Annotated in this window: 19 protein-coding genes; 12 read left to right on the forward strand and 7 right to left on the reverse strand. The window is 56.4% G+C overall.

Translation table 11 applies throughout. The annotated features are described in order from the left end of the window. The first annotated feature begins 5 nt into the window (after positions 1–5). The 5 genes from GRX64_RS15140 (at position 6) to GRX64_RS15160 (ending at position 5,084) form a co-directional block, all read left to right on the forward strand. Positions 6–830, forward strand: a complete 825-nt coding sequence (locus GRX64_RS15140) for a septal ring lytic transglycosylase RlpA family protein (protein ID WP_166268601.1) — start codon at positions 6–8, stop codon at positions 828–830. A 74-nt stretch (positions 831–904) separates the two neighbouring features. Next, positions 905–2,065 carry a D-alanyl-D-alanine carboxypeptidase family protein gene (locus GRX64_RS15145; RefSeq protein WP_166268582.1) on the forward strand — a complete coding sequence of 387 codons (1,161 nt, stop codon included), beginning with the start codon at positions 905–907 and terminating at the stop codon, positions 2,063–2,065. Between the two features lie 30 nt (positions 2,066–2,095). Next, positions 2,096–2,365, forward strand: coding sequence for an HP0495 family protein (locus GRX64_RS15150; protein WP_166268602.1), 270 nt, complete (start codon positions 2,096–2,098; stop codon positions 2,363–2,365). A 5-nt stretch (positions 2,366–2,370) separates the two neighbouring features. Next, a complete protein-coding gene (gene lipB / locus GRX64_RS15155; protein WP_166268583.1) occupies positions 2,371–3,036 on the forward strand; it encodes a lipoyl(octanoyl) transferase LipB in 666 nt (221 codons plus the stop codon). Between the two features lie 629 nt (positions 3,037–3,665). Beyond that, entirely contained in the window at positions 3,666–5,084 is a 1,419-nt protein-coding gene (locus GRX64_RS15160) for an ABC1 kinase family protein (RefSeq protein WP_166268584.1), read from the forward strand. Between the two features lie 11 nt (positions 5,085–5,095). Here the strand turns inward: GRX64_RS15160 and GRX64_RS15165 are convergent, their stop codons facing one another. Beyond that, a complete protein-coding gene (locus tag GRX64_RS15165; protein ID WP_166268585.1) occupies positions 5,096–5,530 on the reverse strand; it encodes a YqaA family protein in 435 nt (144 codons plus the stop codon). A 90-nt stretch (positions 5,531–5,620) separates the two neighbouring features. Here GRX64_RS15165 and GRX64_RS15170 point away from each other — a divergent pair, with 90 nt between their 5' ends. Together GRX64_RS15170 and GRX64_RS15175 are read left to right on the forward strand one after the other, a co-directional pair. Next, positions 5,621–7,747: a methyl-accepting chemotaxis protein gene (locus tag GRX64_RS15170; protein ID WP_166268586.1), complete on the forward strand. Its 2,127-nt coding sequence runs from the start codon at positions 5,621–5,623 to the stop codon at positions 7,745–7,747. A gap of 158 nt (positions 7,748–7,905) precedes the next feature. Continuing rightward, entirely contained in the window at positions 7,906–8,160 is a 255-nt protein-coding gene (locus tag GRX64_RS15175; RefSeq protein ID WP_166268587.1) for a GrxA family glutaredoxin, read from the forward strand. Positions 8,161–8,269: 109 nt separating this feature from the next. On the opposite strand, the gene GRX64_RS15180 is transcribed toward GRX64_RS15175, so the two are convergent. Continuing rightward, positions 8,270–9,532 (reverse strand): 6-phosphofructokinase, encoded by a 1,263-nt coding sequence (locus tag GRX64_RS15180; RefSeq protein WP_166268588.1) that lies wholly within the window; start codon positions 9,530–9,532, stop codon positions 8,270–8,272. A gap of 154 nt (positions 9,533–9,686) precedes the next feature. Between GRX64_RS15180 and mpl the strand changes: the two genes are divergently transcribed. From mpl to GRX64_RS15200, 4 genes are all read left to right on the forward strand, one after another. After that, positions 9,687–11,072 (forward strand): UDP-N-acetylmuramate:L-alanyl-gamma-D-glutamyl-meso-diaminopimelate ligase, encoded by a 1,386-nt coding sequence (mpl, locus tag GRX64_RS15185; protein ID WP_166268589.1) that lies wholly within the window; start codon positions 9,687–9,689, stop codon positions 11,070–11,072. Beyond that, on the forward strand, positions 11,065–11,721 hold the full coding sequence (locus tag GRX64_RS15190; RefSeq protein WP_427901667.1) for a flavin prenyltransferase UbiX: 657 nt from the start codon (positions 11,065–11,067) through the stop codon (positions 11,719–11,721). The genes mpl and GRX64_RS15190 overlap by 8 nt, the downstream gene beginning before the upstream one ends. Before the next feature lie 115 nt (positions 11,722–11,836). Next, the gene (locus GRX64_RS15195; protein ID WP_166268590.1) at positions 11,837–12,976 is read left to right on the forward strand and encodes an acyl-CoA dehydrogenase family protein; all 1,140 of its coding nucleotides are present in this window, start codon (positions 11,837–11,839) and stop codon (positions 12,974–12,976) included. A gap of 146 nt (positions 12,977–13,122) precedes the next feature. Continuing rightward, positions 13,123–14,937 (forward strand): hypothetical protein, encoded by a 1,815-nt coding sequence (locus GRX64_RS15200; RefSeq protein WP_166268591.1) that lies wholly within the window; start codon positions 13,123–13,125, stop codon positions 14,935–14,937. Between the two features lie 838 nt (positions 14,938–15,775). On the opposite strand, the gene GRX64_RS15205 is transcribed toward GRX64_RS15200, so the two are convergent. From GRX64_RS15205 to GRX64_RS15225, 5 genes are all read right to left on the reverse strand, one after another. Beyond that, a complete protein-coding gene (locus GRX64_RS15205) occupies positions 15,776–16,870 on the reverse strand; it encodes a DUF1513 domain-containing protein (protein ID WP_166268592.1) in 1,095 nt (364 codons plus the stop codon). Between the two features lie 13 nt (positions 16,871–16,883). Then, the gene (locus GRX64_RS15210) at positions 16,884–17,918 is read right to left on the reverse strand and encodes an imelysin family protein (RefSeq protein WP_166268593.1); all 1,035 of its coding nucleotides are present in this window, start codon (positions 17,916–17,918) and stop codon (positions 16,884–16,886) included. A 9-nt stretch (positions 17,919–17,927) separates the two neighbouring features. Then, on the reverse strand, positions 17,928–19,337 hold the full coding sequence (locus GRX64_RS15215) for a di-heme oxidoreductase family protein (protein WP_166268594.1): 1,410 nt from the start codon (positions 19,335–19,337) through the stop codon (positions 17,928–17,930). 138 nt (positions 19,338–19,475) lie between these two features. Further along, complete coding sequence (locus tag GRX64_RS15220; protein ID WP_207308817.1) at positions 19,476–20,771, reverse strand: imelysin family protein; 1,296 nt, start codon at positions 20,769–20,771, stop codon at positions 19,476–19,478. Between the two features lie 707 nt (positions 20,772–21,478). Continuing rightward, on the reverse strand, positions 21,479–22,438 hold the full coding sequence (locus tag GRX64_RS15225; RefSeq protein WP_166268595.1) for an integron integrase: 960 nt from the start codon (positions 22,436–22,438) through the stop codon (positions 21,479–21,481). 367 nt (positions 22,439–22,805) lie between these two features. On the opposite strand from GRX64_RS15225, the gene GRX64_RS19495 reads away from it, so the two are divergent. Beyond that, positions 22,806–23,014: hypothetical protein (locus tag GRX64_RS19495; protein ID WP_207308818.1), on the forward strand; the 209-nt coding region annotated here is incomplete at its 3' end.

The raw sequence follows: 23,014 nt of genomic DNA on the forward strand, positions 1-23,014 counted from the left end.
GGGTGATGGTCGTTCTCGCCGGTTGCGCGTCCGCCCCGGATACGCCGTCCCGGTATTCCATCAGTCAGGATCGGGCGCCATCCAATGACTTTGATATCAGTGGTCTGGAGGATGCCCGGCCACGGTACGAAGCGCCCCGCAAGGCGGGCAATAAGTCACCCTACACGGTGTGGGGCAAGAAATACTGGGTCATGCCGTCAGCGGACGGCTACGTTGAGCGGGGCATCGCCAGTTGGTACGGGGAGAAATTTCACGGCCACAAAACCTCAAACGGTGAAACCTTTGACATGTACACCATGTCCGCGGCCCACAAATCGTTCCCGCTGCCGGGTTTCGCCCGCGTGACGAATCTGGATAATGGACGCTCCGTAGTGGTGCGGGTCAACGATCGCGGTCCATTTCATGGTGATCGGCTGATCGATTTGTCTTACGCGGCGGCCAAGAAACTGGGGTATCAATCAAGCGGCACAGCCCGAGTTGAGGTTGCCGCCATCACCGTCCGGCCGGATGGCAGCATGATGATCGCGGGCGCGCCATACCCCAATGCCGAAGCGCCGATTGCGGTGTCGGACCAAAGCATGGCATCGGGACAGGCGTTGTTTGTGCAACTCGGCTCGTTCAGTCAGCGCAGCCCGGCTGACGGCTTATCACGGCAGGCGAAACAGCAGACCGAGCGGTCCGTCCGGGTTCGCCGGATAGATACCGCCGATGGCGCATTTCATCGTGTCCAGGTCGGGCCGTTTGTGTCGGCCGAGGAAGCGCGACGGGAACAGCAGGCACTGGCAAGCAGAGGGTTTGGTCAGGCGATTGTTCTGACGGATACCCGCTAAGGTACTTCATTGGATGCATCATCCCGGTATGATGGTTAGGTGTTGAATATCACTCATTGAATATGAATAAACCCATGGCAACTACTTCTATGTTCAAATCCCTTCTCACGATCGTACTTTTCTCGTGCATGGCTACGCTTGCCAGCGCGCAATCGGCACTGATTCCATCACCGCCCTCTATCGGCGCCAGCTCTTATATATTGATGGACCCACTCAGTGGCAAGATTCTGATCGAAGGCAACAGCCATGAGCGTTTGCCCCCGGCCAGCCTGACCAAGATGATGACGGCCTACATCGTCGAGCGAGAGCTGGACGAGGGGCGGATTTCCATGACGGATATGGTGCCAGTCAGCGTGAATGCGTGGCGCACAGGGGGATCGCGAACGTTCATCAAAGAAGGCAGCCAGGTCAAGGTGGAAGACCTTTTAAGGGGCGTGGTTATTCAGTCGGGTAATGATGCCACCGTTGCGTTGGCCGAATTTGTTGCCGGCAGTGAGGGCGCCTTCGCCGACATCATGAATCAGCAAGCGCAGATACTGGGCATGAACGAAACTCACTTCGTCAATGCCACCGGTCTGCCCTCGCCCGAACAGTTTTCTACGGCTCACGACCTGGCGCTGCTGGCCCGCGCCATTATCACGGATTACCCAGAAAACTACCCGATCTACGCCGAAAAGCATTTCACTTACAATGACATTCGGCAGCCTAACCGCAACTCGCTGCTGTGGCGAGATCCGACGGTGGATGGGCTGAAAACGGGCCATACCGAAGAAGCAGGTTATTGCCTGGTGGCCTCAGCCAAGCGCGACGACACTCGGTTTATTTCGGTGGTCATGGGCACCGACAGCCCTAATGCCCGGGCGCAGGAAGTTCAGAAAATGCTGAACTACGGTTTTCGGTATTATAGTAGTGAGCGGTTGTTCAGTGCAGGCCAGAAGCTTTTGGAAGGCCGGGTCTGGGGTGGACAGTTCGATCAGGTGGATATCGGTGTTAAAGGCGATGTGTTTGTCACCATCCCGCGTGGCTCCAAGTCATCACTGGAATCCGTGGTGGATGTCGACAACGTGATCAAGGCACCCATCAACATTGGTCAGGAATTGGGTCGCGTGAAAGTGACGCTGGACGGCGAGACTATAGTGGACGAGCCTGTGCTGGCACTAAAGGGCGTGCCAGAAGGTGGTTTCTTTAAGCGCCTGTGGGACGCGATTAAGTTATTTTTCATCCAGCTGTTCTGATCCTGATTGACGACTCTGTGGGAGAGTATGATGAACGAGTCAACACCGCCAAAAATTGAATTTCCCTGTGACTACGTCATTAAAGTCATCGGGAATGCGGCGCCCGACTTCACTGAGTTTGTGGTTGAAGTCGTTGAGCGCTATTCGCCTGGCCTCACGGACGCCAATATTTCCGTCAATGACAGCAGCAAGGGCCGTTTTTCGTCGGTTCAGATCACCATCGTCGCGACCGGTGAGCCGCAACTCAAAGCGCTGTTTGAAGAGCTCAAAGCCAGCGGCCGTGTTCACATGGTGCTTTAATCACGATGCCAAAGCTGTTGATGCGGGTGCTGGAGGCGCAGCAGCCTTACGAGGAAACCTGGCAGGCGATGAAGGAGCTAACGGCTACCCGTAACGGCGACACGCCCGACGAACTGTGGTTCCTGGAGCACCCGCCGGTTTACACCCAGGGCCAGGCCGGGAAGCCGGAACACATTCTGGCTCCGGGCACGATCCCGGTCGTCCAGGTTGATCGCGGCGGCCAGGTGACCTATCACGGCCCAGGTCAGTTAGTGGTGTACTTGATGGTTGACCTGAGTCGTGCCAAAACGGGTATTCGAGCCCTGGTTGATTTGATTGAGCAATCACTGGTCAGCGTGTTGGCGCAGTACGGCATTACCGCGGCCCCACGGCCGGATGCCCCGGGGGTCTACGTTGATGACGCCAAGATCGCATCGTTGGGTCTGAGAGTGCGTCGTGGCTGCGCCTTTCACGGATTGGCGCTCAATGTTGCGATGGATATGACGCCGTTCAGCCGCATTAACCCCTGTGGTTATGCCGGCCTGGCGATGTGTCAGGTCACCGATTTTACACCCGGCGTCACGGTTGCCGATTTGATTCAGCCATTGGCCACAGAGCTTGCCGGCCGCCTCGGCTACGCCTCCGAAAACCGGGAACTGCTGCACCAGGCAGAGCTGTCGCCCGTGCGATAGTCGGTTGTCTGAAGCCGGTGTTGGTCATCGCGTAGACGGCAATGCGCCCCTACCTTGGCCGGATAGAGCGTCTCATCCGCCCGTTGTAATAAGCGATCGAAGAGGTCAACACCCTGAGCGGCTTCAGTGCCACTATTGATCGTTGCTGACAAAATGTGACCTTCCTATTCGACCGCTTGGGCCGCATGGTCTTGTCTACGCGATTGCCAATCAGATGGACTTCTGCCGAGTCCGCCCGGACAACATAGTCAGGCATTCCTCGCCACCCCATTGTGCCGCCCTGGAAACACGAAATAGCCATCAGCCTTGCGTCGCTCATCTGAAGGGTCGGTTTAAAGGCATCATCGCATTTCGCCATGTGAACGATCCGTCCCGCAGGCAAGAAAGCGTGTTGGGTGGATCAGGTCATTGGCTCGAACGCCCGCCAGATTGCGGCGTCGCAGTGACCCACGCAGCGCTCTGTACCCGTATAATCAGGTCAGGTTATGCTGTCGAGGCAGAGGCATCGACAGACTGGACCATGGAACGTACGTTGGCGGCACCGGTGAAGACCCGATGCGGTTGCAATTTTATGGGGGTGTTGGTCCAAGTGTGCGATGGCCCCGTCTTCTGAACCTGGATAGGTGTTAATGGCTTCCAAGCGACCAGGAAATTCCGTATCCCGAATCAAGACTGGCAGTTTCGAACGCCGTCTGTCGTTGACGCGCGCGGGTCTGTTTGCCGGTACGCGCATGGCATCACACATGGCCACCAACTGGTTCAGCAGCAAGGACAAGCGTGAGGCCCGTCATCGCGCCATGTTGTCCAGCCAGGCTGAATTTCTGGTGGATGAACTGGGTAAGCTCAAGGGCAGCGTGGTCAAGATTGGTCAGGTGATGGCACTCTATGGTGAGCACTTCCTGCCCGATGAGGTGACTGAGGCGTTGCACACGCTGGAGGATCAGACCACTTCGCTGGCATGGCCCGCGATTGAGCGGGTGCTGATGGAGGAACTTGGCGACAGGCGTTACGCCGAGTTGAGTATTGACCCTGAGCCCATCGGGGCGGCGTCGCTGGGCCAGGTGCACCGGGCCCAGCGTCGGAGTGATGGCCTGGAACTGGTGCTGAAAGTGCAGTATCCCGGTGTGGCCGATGCCGTCGACAGCGACCTGAACGCCGTTGCGCACTTGCTTCGGGTGGCCAGGCTGGTGTCGTTCGGTCCGGAATTCAGCGACTGGCTGGAGGAGGTTCGGGTGATGATGCACCGGGAAGTGGATTACCACCTTGAAGCACGCACCACCGAGCGCTTCCGGCAAATGCTCAAAGACGATCCGCGCTTTGTGGTACCGCGGGTATTGGAAGAATACTCCACAGAGCATGTCATTGCGTCCACGTATGAGCCTGGCCACTCGGTGAGCTCGTTGGTGGTCCATGACTTGCCTTTAGAACGGCGCAGTGAGCTGGGTCGCGCTGCCTTGGAGCTGTTTTTCCGAGAGTTGTTTGTCTGGGGCGAAATCCAGACGGACCCCAACTTTGGCAATTACCGGATTCGCATTGCGGAAGAGAGCGATGATGAGGACGGTCACGACCAGATCGTACTGCTGGATTTCGGTGCCGTGCAAAAGTACCCGGAGAGCTTCCTGGAGCCGGTCATCCGGATGATTCGGGCGTCCTACGAAGGGGAGCTGGAAGCCGTGATTGAAGGCGGTATCGAACTGAACTTTATGAGCCGTGAGTGGCCGGAGGAAGTTCTCAGGCGCTTTGGTGAGGTGTGTATGTCGGTGCTGGAACCGTTGGCTAAAAGCTCGGGTCAGTGGCCGTCAAACGCCGTCAATGCCCATGGGCAGTACCGCTGGAAACAGAGCGATCTACCGTCCCGGGTTGCGCACCAGGCCGCGCGGTCCGCTATCAGTCGGTACTTTCGCATTCCACCGAAAGAGTTCGTGTTTTTGAACCGGAAGCTGATCGGTGTTTACACGTTTATTGCCGTATTGAATGCCGAGTTCAATGGGGAAGACCTGCTGCTGGACTATCTGTACGAGAAAGCCCCGGTTACCGCGCCGGAATGATCTGGTGCCACTCAGATTGTGGCTGTTGAAGCCTCGGCCACGAGCCACAACACGACGGCATAACGGGCGCCTTTACCAATGGCCACAAGCACGACAAAGTTGAGCCATGGCACTCGCATAATGCCACCGATCAGCGTTAATGCATCGCCCCCGACGGGCAGCCAGCCCATCAACAGCGACCACTGGCCATACCGGTTAAAGTGTTTTTGAGCATAGGCCAGTTGCTTGTCCGTGACAGGAAACCACCGTTTTTCCTTAAAGCGTTCTACTTGTCGGCCGATAACACCATTAACAACCGAGCCCAGGGTGTTGCCGAGGGTGGCCCAAAACCACAGCCATTCAACGGCATAACCCTGGGTGAAGAGACCTCCCAGCAAGACCTCCGAATAGGCCGGCAACAGGGTTGCCGCCGCAAAGGCCGCCAGAAAAAGGCTTAAGTACGCCAATGACAACTCCCGGGAAGCCATTTCTGGGGGTAAGGGTGTGTGAAAACTGCCATCAATTCGAGCTCCTCAACCCAGCAGGCTGTGCATCGTATGAAAAAACTCTCTCTTAAAGTAAAACTTTATGCCTTGGTCGTCGCACTGTTATCGCTGATGGGTCTGAGCATGATAATCACCGCCCAGCTTTCATTGAGCGACATGGAAGGGCGTTTGACCGGTGAAACTCGTGAGATGGTACAGACTATTGTGATTGAGCGTCTGGATGCAACGGCAGGTCAATACGGTGAGCTGGTCAGTGGTGTGTTCAATTCAGCGTATAAAATCCCGGAAATTATCAGGGGCGTCATTCTCCGTAATATCCAGTCCGGTAGTTCCGGACGTATCAGTCGGCGGGACTTGCAGGAAACCATTGGCTCGGTGCTGGCCGAGCAGCAGGCATTGAGTTCGTTATACGCCCAGTTTGAACCTGACGCCTACGACGGCCAGGACCGTTATTTCACCGGGGGTGTTGAGGATCACAGCAGTGACGAAGGGACGTTGGAAATCTATTATTACCGGGCGCCCAGCGGTGAAGTGGTGTTCAATCGGACAGAAGACCCCGCGCAAAAATATCTGGATACCCGGAACGAATTTGGTATCCGGGAGGCCGAGTGGTATCTGTGCTCCATGGACTCGAAAACGCCGTGTATTATGGAGCCCTACGAGTATGAGATTGAGGAAGGCTACCGCGAGCTGATGACCAGTCTGGTCATGCCCATCCTGGATGATCAGAGCTTTGCGGGGGTGGTGGGTGTGGACATCAACCTGTCCACCTTCCAGAAAATCATCAAATCAGTGAGCGATGAGCTGTATGACGGCCAATCCCGAATCACACTGTTGAGTCAGGACGGTCTGATCGCCGGTTCCAGCCATTACACCGAAGCCTTGGGCCGACCGCTGTCAGAGGCGGTCCCAGAGTATGCGGATGTGTTTGCTGAACTGCACCGGGGGACACGGACCTTCGACACGGGTGAGACGTTGGCGGTGTCCTACCCCATTGAAATTGACCTCCCCGGCGCCGAATGGTCGCTATTGATCGAGTTGCCCCGGACGGTTGCCCTGGCGGACTTGAAAGCAGTCACGGCACTGCTGTCAGATGAAGTGGCAGCAACGGCCGAGCGTCAGCTTTTAGTCGGTATGGTGGTGTCCATCATTGCCGTTGTTGGTTTGATCGTGTTGGTGCGCTCAGTGACCCGGCCGCTGGACCTGATTCGTGACCGGATGCAAAGTCTGGCCAGTTCCGAGGGCGACCTGACCCACGAATTATCGATTGATACTCATGCCGAGCTCATTGCGCTGGCGGGTGGTTTTAACGACTTCCTGTCTCGACTCCGGGACATGATCAATGATTTGAAGTCAGTGAATGTCCGGGTCCGGGAGCAGGCCAGTGACGTTCGCATAATCGCGCAAGAAACGGAGACCAACACCGAGCGTCAGAATCAGGAAATCGACAGCGTCGTCACCGCCATGAACGAAATGTCTGCGGCCGCCAGTGAGGTGGCAACGTTTGCGGGCGATGCAGCAGCCAATGCCCGGGAGGCCAGCGACGGTGTTCGGGCAACGCAACACACACTGTCGACGGCGGTGACCGGCGTCAGTGCCTTAGCCGGCGACATGGAGAACGCCAGTGCGGCCATTGGCCACGTGGCCAGCCGCAGTGACGACATCAACCGCATTATTGAGGTGATTCGCGGCATTGCCGAGCAGACCAATTTGCTGGCCCTAAACGCGGCGATTGAAGCGGCCAGGGCGGGGGATCAGGGTCGTGGCTTTGCCGTCGTTGCGGATGAAGTCAGGACGCTGGCCTCCAAGACTCGTGAGTCCACCGATGAAATCAGCCAGATGATCGACGGCCTGCAGCAGGAAGTGAGTCAAACCGTCACCGTGATCCGGGATGGGGTCGACCGGGCCACGACTGCGGTTGAGGGTACAAAGGAGGCGGATCTGTCCCTGGCGGACGTCGTTGAACGCATCGCGGTCATCGTCGAGCACGTCACTCAGGTGGCCACGGCGGCGGAAGAGCAAAGTTCGGTCAGTGAGGAAATCAACCGCAATCTTACCAACATCGGCGATGCCGCCAGCGATCTGCGAGGACTGGCCGAACGGGTGCGCAACAGCGGCCAGGCGCTTGACAATCAGGTTGAAACGCTGGATCAGGAACTGGGCCGCCTGAAAACCTGAACGAAGCCGCCCATTTCAATCAGCTTTGGCTATCGGAGCCATTCAAACCATTAAGTTTTAATCGAAGTGCTGCTCTGTCATCATCGGCCGGGTACTCATTTCAAGCGGTGTCACGGCGGTGATACACGTGAATTGTTATTGGCCCGGAGGCTAGCATTATGGAACGCGTCACTATTTTCGGTCGGTCAAGCTGTGGCTTTTGTACGCGAGCCAAGGAACTGTGCGAGATCAAAGACATTCCGTTCCGGTACATTGATATTGTCGAAGAAGGCATCAGCAAGGCGGATCTGGAGAAAACCATTGGCAAACCGGTGGCAACGGTACCGCAGATATTTGTCGGGCAAGAGCATATCGGTGGATTTGATCAGTTCTCGACTTACATCGACCAGCATGCACCAGCTTCCGTACGGTAAACAGGCGGTAAGCACAGGGTATGCAGCAAAAAAGGCGCTTCTTTCGAAGCGCCTTTTTTGTTTTCGGAGCCTTAACACAACGGCACCACCGGTTGGTCCGGCGATCGGGTCAGATCTGAAACGGAGTTTTCAGTTTTTTCTCCGCCAACACCGCTTCCAGGTGCGCTACCCTTGGCAGCCCGTTATCGAACGGTGGGAAACTTTCGCCGGCAATGAGAGGCTCAAGGTAATCCCGGCAATCCTGGGTGATGCCAAAGCCGTCATCGCTGATGAAGTGAATCGGCATTTTCTTTTCCTGATTGGCCACTTCACTGAGCGGCGCCTCGCCAATGTGCCAGCGGTAGGGGCGTGACTGTTCGCGCACAATAATCGGCATGACCGCCTGTTTGCCTGCGATTGCCATCTCAACGGCGGCTTTGCCGACCGCGTAGGCTTGCTCAACATCGGTGGCGGAGGCAATGTGGCGGGCGGAGCGCTGCAGATAATCCGCGACCGCCCAATGGTACTTGTAACCCAGCGCCTGCTTGACCATGTTGGCCAGCGCCGGTGCAACGCCGCCGAGCTGGGTGTGACCAAAGGCATCTTTATTGCCTGCATCGGCGAGGAAGCGACCGTCTTCATATTGTGCGCCCTCGGACGCCACCACCACGCAATAGCCATACTCTGTGACGCAATGTTCCACTCGTTTGAGGAAGGCGTCGCGATCAAACGGAATTTCCGGGAACAGGATGATGTGTGGCGCATCGCCTTCCTTTTGCCCTGCCAGACCGCCGGATGCCGCAATCCAGCCGGCATGACGTCCCATGACCTCCATGATGAACACCTTGGTTGACGACTCGCACATCGAGCGAATGTCCAGGCTGGCTTCAAGCACCGACGTGGCCACGTATTTGGCGACCGACCCGAAGCCCGGGCAGCAGTCGGTGAATGGCAAATCATTGTCGACCGTTTTGGGCACCCCGATGCAGGTAATGGGGTAGCCCATGCGATCGGCCAACTGCGACACTTTGTAGGCGGTGTCCTGAGAGTCCCCCCCACCGTTATAGAAAAAGTACCCAATGTCGTGCGCCTGGAAGACTTCAATCAGGCGTTCATATTCGCGCTTATTCTCAGTGAAATTCTTGAGTTTGTGACGACAGGACCCGAAAGCACCGCCGGGGGTGTGCATCAGGGCCTCAATGGTTTCATTGGACTCCTTGCTGGTATCTATCAATTCTTCTCGCAGAGCGCCGATGATGCCATTGCGACCGGCGTAGACTTTGCCGATCTTGTCCGGGTGCTTGCGTGCGGTTTGGATCACGCCGGCGGCACTGGCATTGATAACGGCGGTCACACCGCCGGATTGGGCATAGAACGCATTCTTGATGGCCATCTTTGGTCGACGTCTCCTGCAGGTTGAACTCGTGCCCGGCATGATACGTCAATTGTTGGACTTTTTCATGGCCCGGGTGCAGCCAAAAATAGGCTTGACGGGATTCCTTGTTTAACCGACGCTTGGCACCAACAGACAGCGGGACAGAGTAAGAATGCGTATTCATATACTGGGAATTTGTGGCACCTTCATGGGCAGTTTGGCCGTCCTCGCCCGCCAACTCGGGCATCAGGTCACCGGCTCCGACCAGGGCGTGTATCCACCCATGAGCACACAGCTGGAGTCTCAAGGCATCGCCCTGATGGAAGGCTTTGACTCGGCGCACCTTGACCCGGTGCCAGACCTGGTGCTGATCGGCAACGCCATGTCCCGGGGCAACCCGGAAGTGGAAGCGGTGCTGAACCGAAAGATTGATTACATGTCTGGCCCCGAGTGGTTAACCCGCGAAATTCTCCGCAAACGCTGGGTGTTGGCGGTGGCGGGAACCCATGGCAAAACCACCACAACATCCATGTTGCTTTGGATTCTGGACCAGGCCGGATTTGATCCCGGCTATCTGGTGGGGGGCGTGCCCAGTGATTTTCCGGTGTCGGCACGGCTGGGGTCCAGCGACTTCTTCGTGATCGAGGCGGACGAATACGACAGCGCGTTCTTCGATAAACGCTCGAAATTCGTTCACTACCGACCGAACACGTTGATTCTCAACAACCTGGAATTCGATCACGCCGACATTTTTGAGAATGTCGAAGCCATTGAGCGCCAGTTCCACCATTTGGTTCGGACCGTGCCGTCCAATGGCTTGATCATCCGTCCGGCCAAAGACCCGCACTTGGACCGCGCTCTCGAGCTGGGTTGCTGGAGCCCGGTGCAATCGACGGCCATCGCCAGCGAATCGGAGGCGACTGATTGGCGGGCGGAGCTGTTGAGCGATGACGGCAGCCAATTTGTGGTGATCCACCACGAGCAACCGGTGGCAACGGTTAAATGGGGCCAGACCGGGCTGCACAGTGTGCGTAATGCCTTGGCGGCCATCGCCGCCGCCCGTCATGTTGGCGTGACGCCGGATCATGCGGTGGCGGCGTTATGCCGATTTTCGGGCGTGAAACGCAGGATGGAGCTGCTTGCCGATATTGCCGGGGTGAAGGTGTATGACGATTTCGCCCATCACCCGACCGCGATTGCCACCACCCTGGATGGGCTACGCAACAAGGTGGGCAATGAAACCATCATCGCTCTGATCGAGCCTCGCTCCAACACCATGCAGCAGGGGGTTCATCAGGACGCTTTGCTTCCCAGCGCTGGCCAGGCGGACCTGGTGATCTGGGCCAATCTGAACAAGCTGGACTGGCTGCCGCAATTGCTGGCGCGGCAATCCGATTCTGATCGCGAGCGTAATCTGTTGGAGTCCTCTGTTGACCGTCTGGTAACCCGGACCCTGGAAGAATTGACCCAGCCCTGTCACATTGTGATCATGAGCAACGGTGGTTTTGGCGGTATCCATCAAAAACTGATTGCCGAACTGGAGCTTACTATTGGCTGATCACGACGCAGTGTCAGAGCCGTTCGAACGGACCATCAATTTGGCCATTACCGGAGCCTCTGGCGCCCAGTACGGATTGCGACTGCTGGAATGTCTGGTGGCCGCCGATTGCCGGGTTCACGTCATGGTCAGCCGTGCCGCTCAGGTGGTGATCGCCACCGAAACCGATGTGAAGCTGCCCGGGGCCCCGGCCGCCATGCAAGCCACATTGACCGAGCGCTATCAGGCAAAACCCGGGCAGATTCTGGTGTTTGGTCGCGAAGACTGGTTTGCTCCGCCGGCGTCGGGCTCTGGTGCGAAAGCGCCCCTGGTCATTTGCCCCTGCAGCACCGGGACACTCTCGGCACTGGCCAGTGGCGCCAGTAACAACCTCATCGAGCGGGCCGGAGACGTGGCCCTGAAGGAGCGGCGGCCGCTCATCGTCGTCCCGCGTGAGGCGCCATACTCGGAAATCCATTTGGACAACATGCTGCGGCTGACGCGAATGGGCGCCACCATCATCCCAGCCAGTCCCGGGTTCTATCATCGCCCCGAACGGGTGGAAGACCTGATCGATTTTATTGTGGCGCGGTTACTGGATCACCTGGGCTTGCCGCAGGACCTGATGCCGCGTTGGGGTGAGGCGAGAGTCGCCCGCAAAACCCGTTGATGGCATGTCGGCGGTTTTGGTCACTGTGATTGATGTTTTTCACCATTGAGCAGAAACCGCTAGCCAACGAGACTCTGTAAACGACATCGACAATCAGTCATTACAGAGGTTCATCATGATTCCACGCACACTGTTTGACGCCGATCTGGAAGGTTTCCGGGATTCGGTGCGGAAGTTTCTGGAACAGGAGGCGGCGCCACACCACGCCCAGTGGGAGAAAGACGGACAGGTGAGCCGGGAAATCTGGCAAAAAGCAGGCGAACTCGGGTTTCTGTGCCCGACCATGCCCGAGGAGTATGGTGGCGTTGGCGCGGATTTCAGGTACAGCGCCGTCATCATGGAAGAAGTCTCGAGAGCAGGTTTATCGGGCATTGGCTGGACGCTGCACTCGGATATTGTCGCCCCGTACATTCTCAATTATGGCTCCGAGGAGCAGAAGCAACACTACCTGCCCAAACTCGCCACCGGTGAAATGATTGGCGCCATCGCCATGACAGAGCCGGGCGCCGGCTCTGATTTGCAAGGCGTCAAATCCAACGCGGTGAAACAGGGCGACCACTACGTCCTCAATGGCTCCAAAACCTTCATTACCAATGGCCAAATGGCCGACCTGGTGATTGTGGTGGCCAAAACCGATCCCAGCAATGGCGCCAAAGGCACCAGCCTGTTTCTGGTGGAAAGCGCGTGGGAAGGCTTCGAAAAAGGCCAGAACCTCAACAAGGTGGGGATGAAGGCTCAGGACACCTCGGAATTGTTCTTTCAGGACGTTAAAATCCCGGAGACGCACCTGATCGGTGGCCGGGAAGGTCAGGGGTTCTTCCAATTGATGCAGGAACTGCCGGCCGAGCGCCTCCAGGTGGCTTTGACTGCCGTCGCCGCAGCGGAAGCCGCGTGGGAGTGGACACTGACTTACGTGAAAGACCGCAAGGCGTTTGGCAAGCCGGTCATTGCTTTCCAGAATACCCGGTTCAAGATGGCGGAAATGAAAGCCGAAATTACCGCCGCGCGGGTGTTTACCGATCGCTGCCTGGAGTTGCATCTGGACAAGCAGCTCGACATTCCCACTGCCGCCATGCTGAAACAATTGACCACCGACCTGCAGTGCAAAGTGATGGATGAATGTGTCCAGTTGCACGGCGGCTATGGCTACATGTGGGAATACCCCATCGCCCGGGCGTGGGCTGACTCACGTGTTCAGCGGATCTACGCGGGCACCAATGAAATCATGAAAGAAATTGTCGCGCGTTCGTTCTGAGATCAATCCACGGTAGCGGAGGCCAGCACAAATAAACGTGCTGGCCGGTTACTTAAATTTACAAATTGCCAAGCCTATCAAGGTTCCACAAGCGCTCATCCCCTACAGTGTCGTCACAACCACTCATAAGGATAACGGTTGCTACGATGACTCGCCTTTTCGTTTTAGTGTTTACAGCCCTGATCACAACGCTGACCGGTTGCGGTGGTGAATCGACTGAGTACGCAGTCGATGGCCGAGATGTTGGCAGTGTCAGCAATAACCTTCCCGGTCGCTACGAGGGCACGGTCATTGATGGTTATCTGGTCAGCGCCCGAGTCTGGCTGGATGTGGACGGTGACCTGCAATACACACCGGGTCCTTTGGACGTTGAGCTGGCGTCCGGCACCACTGTGACGTTGCTCAACGGCGAACCTACCGCCCTGACCGGTGTGGGTGGCCGGTTCAGTCTCGATACTTCTGAGTTCCTTCGTGATCCACTGGAATCCGCCGACCTGAACCCGACCGATTACCCATTGGTTGCCGTCGCCATTCCAGGGCTGACTGAAGAAGAGACCCGCTCCGGCAATGTCTTGTTGAGCCATGCCTATGCCATGTCGGCGCCCCCGGGTGTCCGATATGTAACGCCGTTAACGACGTTGTCCGATATTGGCTTGAATCAGAGCGCTTTTCTGTTCGGAGCGGGCGCGATGTTTTCGCAGATACTGAATAATATCAACGTGCATGGGGACTATGTCTTGGCGGGGGATGCGCGCGCCCACGCCTATGCACGCGCTTTGGTGCGCTTCATGATGACCCAGTTCCCGGATTTTGCCAGCGAGGCAATCCGTGACGGTACCGAGCGTGTGCTGTCCCGCGAGGCGATTAATATTATGCGGTTGTCCTATGTCAGCAATGCCGCTGCTGTCATCGCGGTCGTTGATGACGCCGCAGCCGGAGTCGGCTATGGCAATGTGGACGTGGCTTCGCTGATATTGCCGGATGTGCCTTTGGACCTGGAAGACCCCAAGGTCTTGAGAAAGCAGAGCATTAAAGCGTTTTCGGAAGACGGCCTGCCGACCAGCTCAAGCCGGTTGACGCTGTCGGCGGCATTGAATTTTGAATACAACCCGGCCGGGCAACTGCTGGAAATTGAGGTCGACGGCTGCGTCGTGCCGTCGTTGCAGGAAATCGCCCGGCTGGCCAACGCGGACGGCCGGATCAGTGCAACCGATACCCAGGCATTGCCAGCGGTTTCCTTATCGCCTGTGAGTTTGTCGTTCTATGACGAGGCCGGTGTGGATGAGCGGTTGAGTTTCGACTGGCGGGCTCGCCGGGCCGAGTTTGAAACCCGGACTAGCTGTCAAAGCGGTCTCGCAGATGCTTCGGAATTGGGCGGTGAGCCTGAACGGATCTATTCGTGGCAAATGGTCGATGGGCGGGTGGCGTCCATTACCGATGGCGAGCACACGCTGGTGCCAAACTACACCCATTCTACCGACACATTTTTTGGGTACACGTTGAGCGACACGGAGGGACAGATTGAGGCAGTGGCGCTGACCGATTCCATCGTCGCCTGTCTTGAAGCGACTCCTGATGAAGACTTGCTAAAAAGTCGAATCATCGCTGGCCAGCAATCCTTTACCTTCAGCGGTTACGCGCCTCAGCCAATCGGGTTTGACGGCCTCATGCTTGATTGGGATGTCCGTGACGGGAACCAGCAACTGCTGCGACGACCGTTGCTTGATCCGGCCATCGATCAGGACGGTCAAGGTCTGGAGTGGGAGTTTGTCTATGGCGCGTCGCCCAATGACATTGCCGAGGGCCAGCCCAACCTGGTTTCAAACGCGACATTGTCGCGATACAGCGGAACGGCGCCGTGCGGGTATGACGCGACCCGTATCTCCCAGTCCGAAGTCTATGCCGTGGTTGATTACAGCTATTCAACCCTGTCGAGGTACCTGGCTGACCAGCTCAAGTAGTGTAAGGGCGGGATCGGATGGTATGGAGAGGTCGGCCTGGGCTGAGGCTGCGCGATAAAAACACTCACTGTCGTTCCAGCGAATAACTGCCCGGGGATATTTGCGGGCAAAAGCGAAAGGAAGGCTAGCGCGCTGAACGAACTCCTCGTCCTTCTGCAGCCAGGCTTTTCGAGTTTTATCGACATGATCCCGCAGCGATCCGGCCAGGGTGGACGGCATTAATGTTGTTCGGGCCTTTGCGCCTTTGCCGACTCGCAACGCACTGATATGAGTAGTCTTTGGGTTCAAGGCAGGCATTTGGGTGGGCTGAGCAGACGTGCAATGAGGTGACATTGGAAGAATATCTTTACCCGATCGGAAGCGTTACGGGTGAAACGACATAGAGGCTGGGCCGCTGGCCAGAGACAGTGATTATATGAGTGTGAACTTGTGGTTTTACCCATAACCTTTCCAAATTTTGAAGCATAAAATTTCCGCTATCTTCTGTTTTGTGTTGGCTCACACAGATTTACCGGCACGTTCGTATCATGCGACTTACGTCGGCCTTTTTGTCGTCTTACGGTTAGCCCACCTAACTTCCGAATAGCCCAGTCGCTCCCGGTTAAACAAAAGTGGACATTCGCACTGCATGAAGATCTCGCCAGATACCCTCTACAAGTGGCGAGCTTTTGCCTCTGCGTCTCACCTGTGAAGCGATCAGCTTATAAAGTGCTATCCAAAGTGGTGCACAATCATTTTTGTCTCTCGCCTTCGATGCAACCGTTCCAGGTTCTCGATAACGAGCAATACCGGCTTAGTTGCGACCCGCCGAAGCTACAATGGATCCATTTGGGGACAATTAGACCAGATGGTGGTCCCATTGAACGGGGAGATCTGCAAGTTCCCTGGCGGGTGTGGCCGCGCCCAGCTGAACCAGTTTGCCTCGCCCAGAGGAAACCAGAAAGTCGCCTCCGGCAAGGGCCTGGATGCCGGCGCAGTCGGCGATGGAGACGCGGTTGACCAGTTCACCGGTACTGCCCCTGAAGATAATGGCCGTGCCACCAACAGGCGAGGCAGCAGCGACGAGGTCGTTTTCCGGGTGGGCAACCACGCTGGCAATATAGTTGGCCAAGGCTTTCTGGGTGTCTTCGTCAAACCGGTATTCGCGCAGTGTTCCCTTCTCAAGGCGCGCCAACAGGGGCGGCGTTTCATAAAGAGGCCCCTGGTACTGGTGGGCCACATACACGCGTCCACTGTTGCTGACGCTTACATGTCGGGCGCTTTGCTGATGATGGGGCGGCTTGAAACGGCCAACGATGTTGCCGGCATGCCGATCCATCAGTAGCAGGGCGGGATCCATGGTCTCCAGATTTAGTTTCATGCGGTCGTAATCCGGGTGGGTCAGGATGCCGCCAAGCCCGATTACCAGGGTTTCGCCGTCCGGGTGCAGGGTCAGCTCATGGGGGCCGATGCCATTCAGATCAAAGGTATCGGTTCGTTGGTAATCCAACTCGGCGTCATAGACCGCAATAATGCCATCGCTCTGTTGGTAACGGTTAGCGGTGACGTAGAGCCAGCGGCCATCGGTCGAGAACACACCGTGGCCGACAAAGTGTTCGCCGGCTTTTGCGTCTACGCGGTGTTTTTCGATTCCGGAGGTTGTATCGAACACGTAAAATGACCATCCGGGGCGACGCTCGAAGAAGACGGTTTCACCCATGCCAGGCCGGTTGCATCCACTGTGGCAGCGAGTTTTGATCGGCGTCTGCCAGAGGATGCTGCCGCTGCGGTCGAAGGCGCTGACTCCAAAACTGCCGTCGGGTAAGCCAACAGCGCCGACATAGCTGTCAGGTTGGCCCGAGGCTTTTCTGGGAAGCAGAGAACAGCCGGTCAGGCCCACGGCGAGACCGCCGGCAAGGGACGCTTTGAGAAGGGCCCTGCGATTCAAGCGCATACGATCAGCCTCCTTAGTCGCCATCGCTTGAGTTGAAGCCTCTTACCACGCTAAGAACAACCGCCGCCTGGTCATTGACCAACGTGGTCAACTGGGAAATATCGACATAGAGGCTCTGCAGGACCCGGAACTGGCCTTCTTCGGTCAGGGCGGTGGCCATGGGCAGATGGGCTCCGGGAAAGTTCTGCTGAACCTCGCCGAATTGCGTGCGAATGCGCTCTGCCAGATCGGACTCCCCCTTCGCTTCCAGCAATGTCGCGAGCCCCGGCAAAAAGAACTGTCTCAGGCCATCCACAGTGGCTTCAACGGTCAACAGGGTCTTGCCGCTGCGCCAGGCGTCCGTGATGTAGGGGTTGCGCTTGCCGTTCCCGCGAAGCCCCATGGGCTGGGCCAGACGGCGTTCTTCCAGTATTTCCAGTGTCGCCATCCCCGCGCGGATTGTAATGTCGCGGTATTGATCGGTCTTCAGGTAGTGCGGTCTGAAAGCCTGCCATCCCGCCATCAGCTTATCGCTGTTGTTTTTCACATGTCTGGCCACGTTGGTCAGCAGTTCGCAGGTCCGGGCGGCAGACAGTGAATTGTCCCCGCCATTGAACTGCTGATCAAACAGCAGGTATTCCATCATCGGGAAGCCTTGAACAGCGACGCCGGACTGGCGGATCACCTGCGGAGTGATCGGTTCATCGTTTCTGATCAGGTAAGCGGCTTTGCGTGCGATCAGATTCTTTGAATCCGGCCAGAACTGGAACTGCCAGGAACGATTGTTGTTTTCGATCGGGCCGAAATCGACAAAACGCACTCTTTGCCAGGCCAGGAAAGCGTCGAGCCAGGCCCCTTCCAGGCGTGCCCGACTGTCTTTGGCGGGATTTTCGCAGTAGCTCCGGGCAGACTCGTCCAGCTCATCCGTTTGTATTGTCAGCGACTGATAGCCGGTCGCAATGCCCTCTTGCCACTGATGACGGGCCTGGGAGTTGGCATCGCTTGCCCACGCCAGAGGCGGCAACACGGCCAGAATAGAGGTACACAGTAGTCTGGTGATTCGTTGCATGGCGGATCCTCAGAGGGAATTCAGGAAATCGATCAGGGCCGTACGATCCTTCGACGACATCTGGCGGTAGCGATCGGCGGCCGCCTGGGCCTCGCCATCATGCCAGAGCACGGCCTCTTCCAGTGTGCGGGCGCGACCGTCGTGCAGGAAGCCGGCTTGCGGATTCACCACCTGTGCCAGACCAATGCCCCAAAGCGGTGGTGTTCGCCATTCGTTGCCGTTGGCCAGGAACTCATCACGTCCATCCGCCAGGGCAGGGCCCAGATCGTGGAGCAGCAGATCCGTGTAGGGCCAGATCGTCTGATTGCTCAGGTCCGGGCGGTCGGCTAACTCCCCCGTCCGGTGTCGCGGAGTATGACATCCAGCGCAGCCAGTCTCGTTGAATACCCGTGCCCCTTGTTGAACCGATTCGGACTCAAGATTGCGCCGGGCCGGAACGGCGAGACTCTTGGCATAGAAGGTTACGAAGTTGGCGACCTTGTCGCTTACCTCCGGTTCGCCACCATGGGTAAACCGCTCACAATTCTGCTTGGGCGTGCAGTCGGTGATGGGTTTCAGAGTAGAGGTCAGGCCCATATCTCCGGCGAAGGCGCCCATACTCTGTTGATGGACATCCGGCTCTGCCGCCTTCCAGCCGAATCGGCCGGGCAACGTCTGTTCCGTTGCCAGATCCCAGACCTGGTTAAGCTTTCCGGAGATTTCGTTGCCGTCCGCATCATCAGGGTCATGGAGAGCTTTCAAATCTTTAATAGGGATGGCTTCAAGCAGACCCATGCCGATCATTTGTGGTGCTACCCTGGGTGACACCAGCAAGTCCTCGGGCAACGGTCCATAGTTTGGGTTTTCAATGCGGTACACAGGCTTGCGCAATTCCACAACCGTGCCGTCCCTGAGGTTCTTCTTCACCGGCGTCCACTCAATGATTAGATCGGCCTCCGGTTTTGCCGCGGGAAGCGCAGCTGTCTGCAACTGGCTACCGTATACCGGTGCCGGTTTAAAACCTTGCTTGCGCAGAATCTCGGCGTCCCGTTCAGGGTCAGCAGGAACTGCCAGCCTCAGAAACAGTGAGACCGGTGGATCGTCGATACCAGGGGGATGTCCACGACCATCCTTGATATGACATCCCTGGCAGGAGTTGGTATTGAACAGTGGGCCCAGGCCGTCGCGGGCATCAGTGCTTGCCGGGGCTTCCACCCAGGGGTTGCGGAAAAAACTGTTGCCGACACTGAAATCCAGACGCCTGATCATCGACAAGTTGCCCTGGGGAAGCGAGTAGGCGTTGGTGTCTGACTGTTGTACCGTGCCATCACCACCGGTGGCCGGTGTGGTCTGAACCGGATGGCCAGCGTGGGTCTCAGCCCGCGCCGCCTGGGCACCGAGGGCCAGTGGCAGCAGGCAGAATAACAGTGTTGGTTTCATAACGATTCGCGTTGTCAGAGTTGAAGAAGCCATGGAAAAACAACCTTTGAGTAAAGGCGGGCTTTCCATGGCTTGCTCGGGTCCTGATGATGCCGGGAGTTCGTGACTCCCGGTATCCAAGTAGTGCAACCGGTTCAATCAGAAAGAGTGACCGGCGTCATCCGGAGACAGAGCTTCAATACCCAGATCGCGAGCGGCCTGCTCAATGGAGCCGGTCTGTGCAACCAGCGCCATGATGGCACCGTTGACGATACGGGTTCCCTCTGCATTACCCGGTGCAATCATGGTGTCGAACGCCATGGGATTTTCGCTGCTCTCAGCGCGTGCCTTTATCAGGCCCAGGGCTTCCATGGAGGCGTCCAGCTGGTTGTTCAGGCGGGCGTCCAGTTCCGGACTGCTCTGTTGAACCAGGTCAGACAGGGAAGGACCTGTCACCAGGCTGCCATCCACGCGTCGGTAGGTGCCGCTATAGACGTTCTCAATGCCCTGGCCGTTGTAGTAATGGGAGTTGTGGGTATTGTCGCTGAAGCAGTCGTGCTCATCCTCGTAGGAGTTGGCTTCCAGAGCGACCTTCATGCGCTCACCGGCCAGCTCACCGAGAGACAGGGAGCCCATACCAAACAACATCTTCTGAATGCCCTGGTTGGCATCGGCTGTGGTCAACTGCGCGCGGTAGTTGTCGCTGGCGTCCGGTGCCCACTGGGCTACCATCCACTCCAAATCCGATACCAGCAGGTCGGTCACCGAATCCAGAAACTCGCCACGGCGCTCGCAATTACCGTTGGTGCAATCAGCACCCCTGGCGTAATCCGTGACCGGACGCTCCCCGGCACCGCTTTCAAAACCGTGGAGATCCTGACCCCAAAGCAGGAATTCAACCGCATGGTAGCCGGTAGCAACGTTGGCTTCAGACCCGCCGACTTCGTTCAGATCAGCCAGCAGGCCCGCAGACAGTGAGGACACGTCCAGGGTTTCACCGCCTACGTTGATGCTGTTGCTGGCGATGAGGTTGGCGGTTGCACCGGCGTTGCCCAGCTCGTGCTGGTATCCGTCCGCCTTCACGTAGTCGATCAGGCCTTCGTCCAGCGGCCAGGCGTTCAGTTGGCCTTCCCAGTCATCAACAATGGCGTTGCCAAAGCGGAACACTTCGGTCTGCTGGTAGGGAACCCGCGCTGCAAGCCAAGCTTCTTTAGCGGCGGCCAGGTTGGCTTCGGTCGGGTTGGCAATCAGCCGATCGGTTGCTTCGTCCAGCGCGCGGGCGGTGATCAGAGCGTCTTCATAGTTTGCGTGAGCCAGGTCGGCGTAATGGTTTACTACCGAAGCGTTGGTTGCCGGTGCGGATTTTTCAGAGGACCAGGGCGTGTTGGCGCAGCCAACGGTGAGGGCGGCCGCAATGGTCAGTGCCAGCGGGGCCGGACGGAACAGTTTGTTCATTTTCAACTCCATGTTGAGGTGACGCGAATCGCGAATACGAAGTGTTATCATTGCGATTATGGTTTTGAGGCCCTTACCTTGCAAGGAGATTTTGATTTCGGAAAACTTCAGCAGTCGAAATTTTAAAGCATAATGAGAATTATTTGCAAAAAGGTTCTGGCGTGCTAATTTCCCGTCGTGGCCCTAGTAAATCGGTGGAGGAAAACATGAGTGCATCCGTTGTCCAGCTTGCGGGTTCGTCAAGGACCATTTTTACTGCCTGGCAATCGCTTCAGCGGTCGGTAAAACCGAACAGGAGGCAAAGGGTTGCTCGGTCGCTCAGCAAGCCCTGTGAGCTCTCCAGCGAACCTACTCGCTGATTCCCTCGATACTGAGCGCTGCTCTCCGGTTTCAAAGATCAGGCTTTGAAGGAACTCTCCAGAGCATCGAGTTTCCGCTCGGTAAGGCTTAGTGGCTTTAGAATGTCCGACGTTTCCAGGAAGAGTGGAGTGCGAGACAGGTGCGGGTTCTACCTCGTTACTGGGAACAATCCTAAAGAAGGCCGAATTTTTCCTAGCGAGAACGTTGGTCTATTTGCCTGAATGTTCGCTTTGCGACCGACCCGAGCTAAACAAAAGCGAACATTGATGCCTCTCACCCATGAGCGGACATATTCGAGGCGTATTTTACACTGCCAGTAATGACCGCTTCCTGATATAGCGATCCTTTTAAAGACGATCGAAAGGGCTAATTGTCCCGGCTCTGCGGTCGCCAATAACGTGCGTGTAAATCTCAGTGGTGCGGATATCACTGTGACCCAAAATATCCTGAACTGTCCGAATATCACTCCCGGTTCGCAACAGCTCGGTCGCAAAGGCATGCCTGAAGGTGTGGGCCGTCACTCGTTTTGTGATTCCGCTGGCCACCACCGCCTGTCGTAATTGCTTGGAATAGGCAGAGTGGTGCAAGTGATGCCTGCAAATATAGCCGTCGTAAGGGTGGACGCATCGGCTGGTAGATGGAAACAGATACTGCCAGGCAAAATCTTTCATCGCCGATCCAAATTTTCGATGTAGTGCTTTCGGCACAGAAGTCATCCCGTATCCTTCCAATAGATCGTCCTCATGCAGTGCCTTCACTCTGGCCGCCTGCGCCTCCATTTCTGCGTTAAGTCCCCGAGGGAGCAGTGTGTAGCGATCCTTTTGACCCTTTCCGCTGTGAATAAATAAATTCTGACTTGCCAGGTCTACATCCTTAACCCGAAGGGACAACGCTTCGCTGATCCTCAAACCGCAGCCGTACAACAGCGCCGTGATTAGCCAATATTTAGAGTCGAGATGATTCAGTATTGAGGAAACCTCCTGCTGATTCAGAACTGTCGGTAGGCGGCGAGGTTTCTTCGCAAACCGGTATTGCAGCCCCTCTATTTCTTTCTTAACAACATGGCGATACACAAAAATGATCGCGCACAGGGCTTGATTCTGAGTTGCCGAGCTTACGGCGCGATTCACGGCAAGATGATTCAGGAATCGTTCAATTTCGGCGTTTCCCATCTCGGAAGGATGTTTTTTGTCATTGAAGAGGATGAATTGCCGGATCCAGTACAGATAGCTTTTCTCAGTCTTTAAGCTGTAGTGCCGGGTTCTGATCTCAGTGCGCACAGCTTCAAGAAACGGTGACCTTGGCATTGTGCCCTCCATGGCGCCAGATACTGTTGATTTATACAGTTATAAATGGTTCGGGGCGCTTTTTGCAAGTGGGGGTCTCGTGAAACCCAGATCCTTCAGGCACGTCTATCCCAGAAAAAAATCACAGACTGTTGCTTTCATTGGTTTATTTTCTCAGGCAGGCTTACATAGGTGGTCTTATCGAGGCGCGACTATCCCGGGGCGCGTTTTCGTGCGTGATAAGAGGACTGTTATCGGATAGCCGAAAACAGTAGCTGATTGATAGATTTGAATAATTCCTTCTGGGACTGGCTCTCATTTCTTCGCGAGCGATTGCGGTATAGTCGGAATTCAAACTAATAAGCTGTTATAAATATGAGGGAGCCCAATGGCAAAAATTGATCATTCTCGGCCTTATTTAGTCTTCATTGATAACCTTAAAAGGGAGTTAAATAGAGGTCAGTCGGGCTCCGATATTTCGCAAAAAATTGTCTCTCAGCCTGTAAAACTTAAGCATGCTAGAAACCTAGAAAACGTTAAGCTTTTCGACGATCAATGGAACATGATAAACGATCTATTTTTTTTGATTGGCTCCTA

The sequence above is a fragment of the Marinobacter caseinilyticus genome (genome assembly GCF_011074955.1).
In the GTDB taxonomy this organism is placed as follows: domain Bacteria; phylum Pseudomonadota; class Gammaproteobacteria; order Pseudomonadales; family Oleiphilaceae; genus Marinobacter; species Marinobacter caseinilyticus.

Bases quoted from the DNA above. Each gene is read 5' to 3' on its own strand.
- GRX64_RS15140 (WP_166268601.1), top strand. From the start codon at position 6: ATGGTCGTTCTCGCCGGTTGCGCGTCCGCCCCGGATACGCCGTCCCGG.
- GRX64_RS15145 (WP_166268582.1), top strand. From the start codon at position 905: ATGGCAACTACTTCTATGTTCAAATCCCTTCTCACGATCGTACTTTTC.
- GRX64_RS15150 (WP_166268602.1), top strand. From the start codon at position 2,096: ATGAACGAGTCAACACCGCCAAAAATTGAATTTCCCTGTGACTACGTC.
- lipB (WP_166268583.1), top strand. From the start codon at position 2,371: ATGCCAAAGCTGTTGATGCGGGTGCTGGAGGCGCAGCAGCCTTACGAG.
- GRX64_RS15160 (WP_166268584.1), top strand. From the start codon at position 3,666: ATGGCTTCCAAGCGACCAGGAAATTCCGTATCCCGAATCAAGACTGGC.
- GRX64_RS15170 (WP_166268586.1), top strand. From the start codon at position 5,621: ATGAAAAAACTCTCTCTTAAAGTAAAACTTTATGCCTTGGTCGTCGCA.
- GRX64_RS15175 (WP_166268587.1), top strand. From the start codon at position 7,906: ATGGAACGCGTCACTATTTTCGGTCGGTCAAGCTGTGGCTTTTGTACG.
- GRX64_RS15180 (WP_166268588.1), bottom strand. From the start codon at position 9,532: ATGGCCATCAAGAATGCGTTCTATGCCCAATCCGGCGGTGTGACCGCC.
- mpl (WP_166268589.1), top strand. From the start codon at position 9,687: ATGCGTATTCATATACTGGGAATTTGTGGCACCTTCATGGGCAGTTTG.
- GRX64_RS15195 (WP_166268590.1), top strand. From the start codon at position 11,837: ATGATTCCACGCACACTGTTTGACGCCGATCTGGAAGGTTTCCGGGAT.
- GRX64_RS15200 (WP_166268591.1), top strand. From the start codon at position 13,123: ATGACTCGCCTTTTCGTTTTAGTGTTTACAGCCCTGATCACAACGCTG.
- GRX64_RS15205 (WP_166268592.1), bottom strand. From the start codon at position 16,870: ATGCGCTTGAATCGCAGGGCCCTTCTCAAAGCGTCCCTTGCCGGCGGT.
- GRX64_RS15210 (WP_166268593.1), bottom strand. From the start codon at position 17,918: ATGCAACGAATCACCAGACTACTGTGTACCTCTATTCTGGCCGTGTTG.
- GRX64_RS15215 (WP_166268594.1), bottom strand. From the start codon at position 19,337: ATGAAACCAACACTGTTATTCTGCCTGCTGCCACTGGCCCTCGGTGCC.
- GRX64_RS15220 (WP_207308817.1), bottom strand. From the start codon at position 20,771: ATGAACAAACTGTTCCGTCCGGCCCCGCTGGCACTGACCATTGCGGCC.
- GRX64_RS15225 (WP_166268595.1), bottom strand. From the start codon at position 22,438: ATGCCAAGGTCACCGTTTCTTGAAGCTGTGCGCACTGAGATCAGAACC.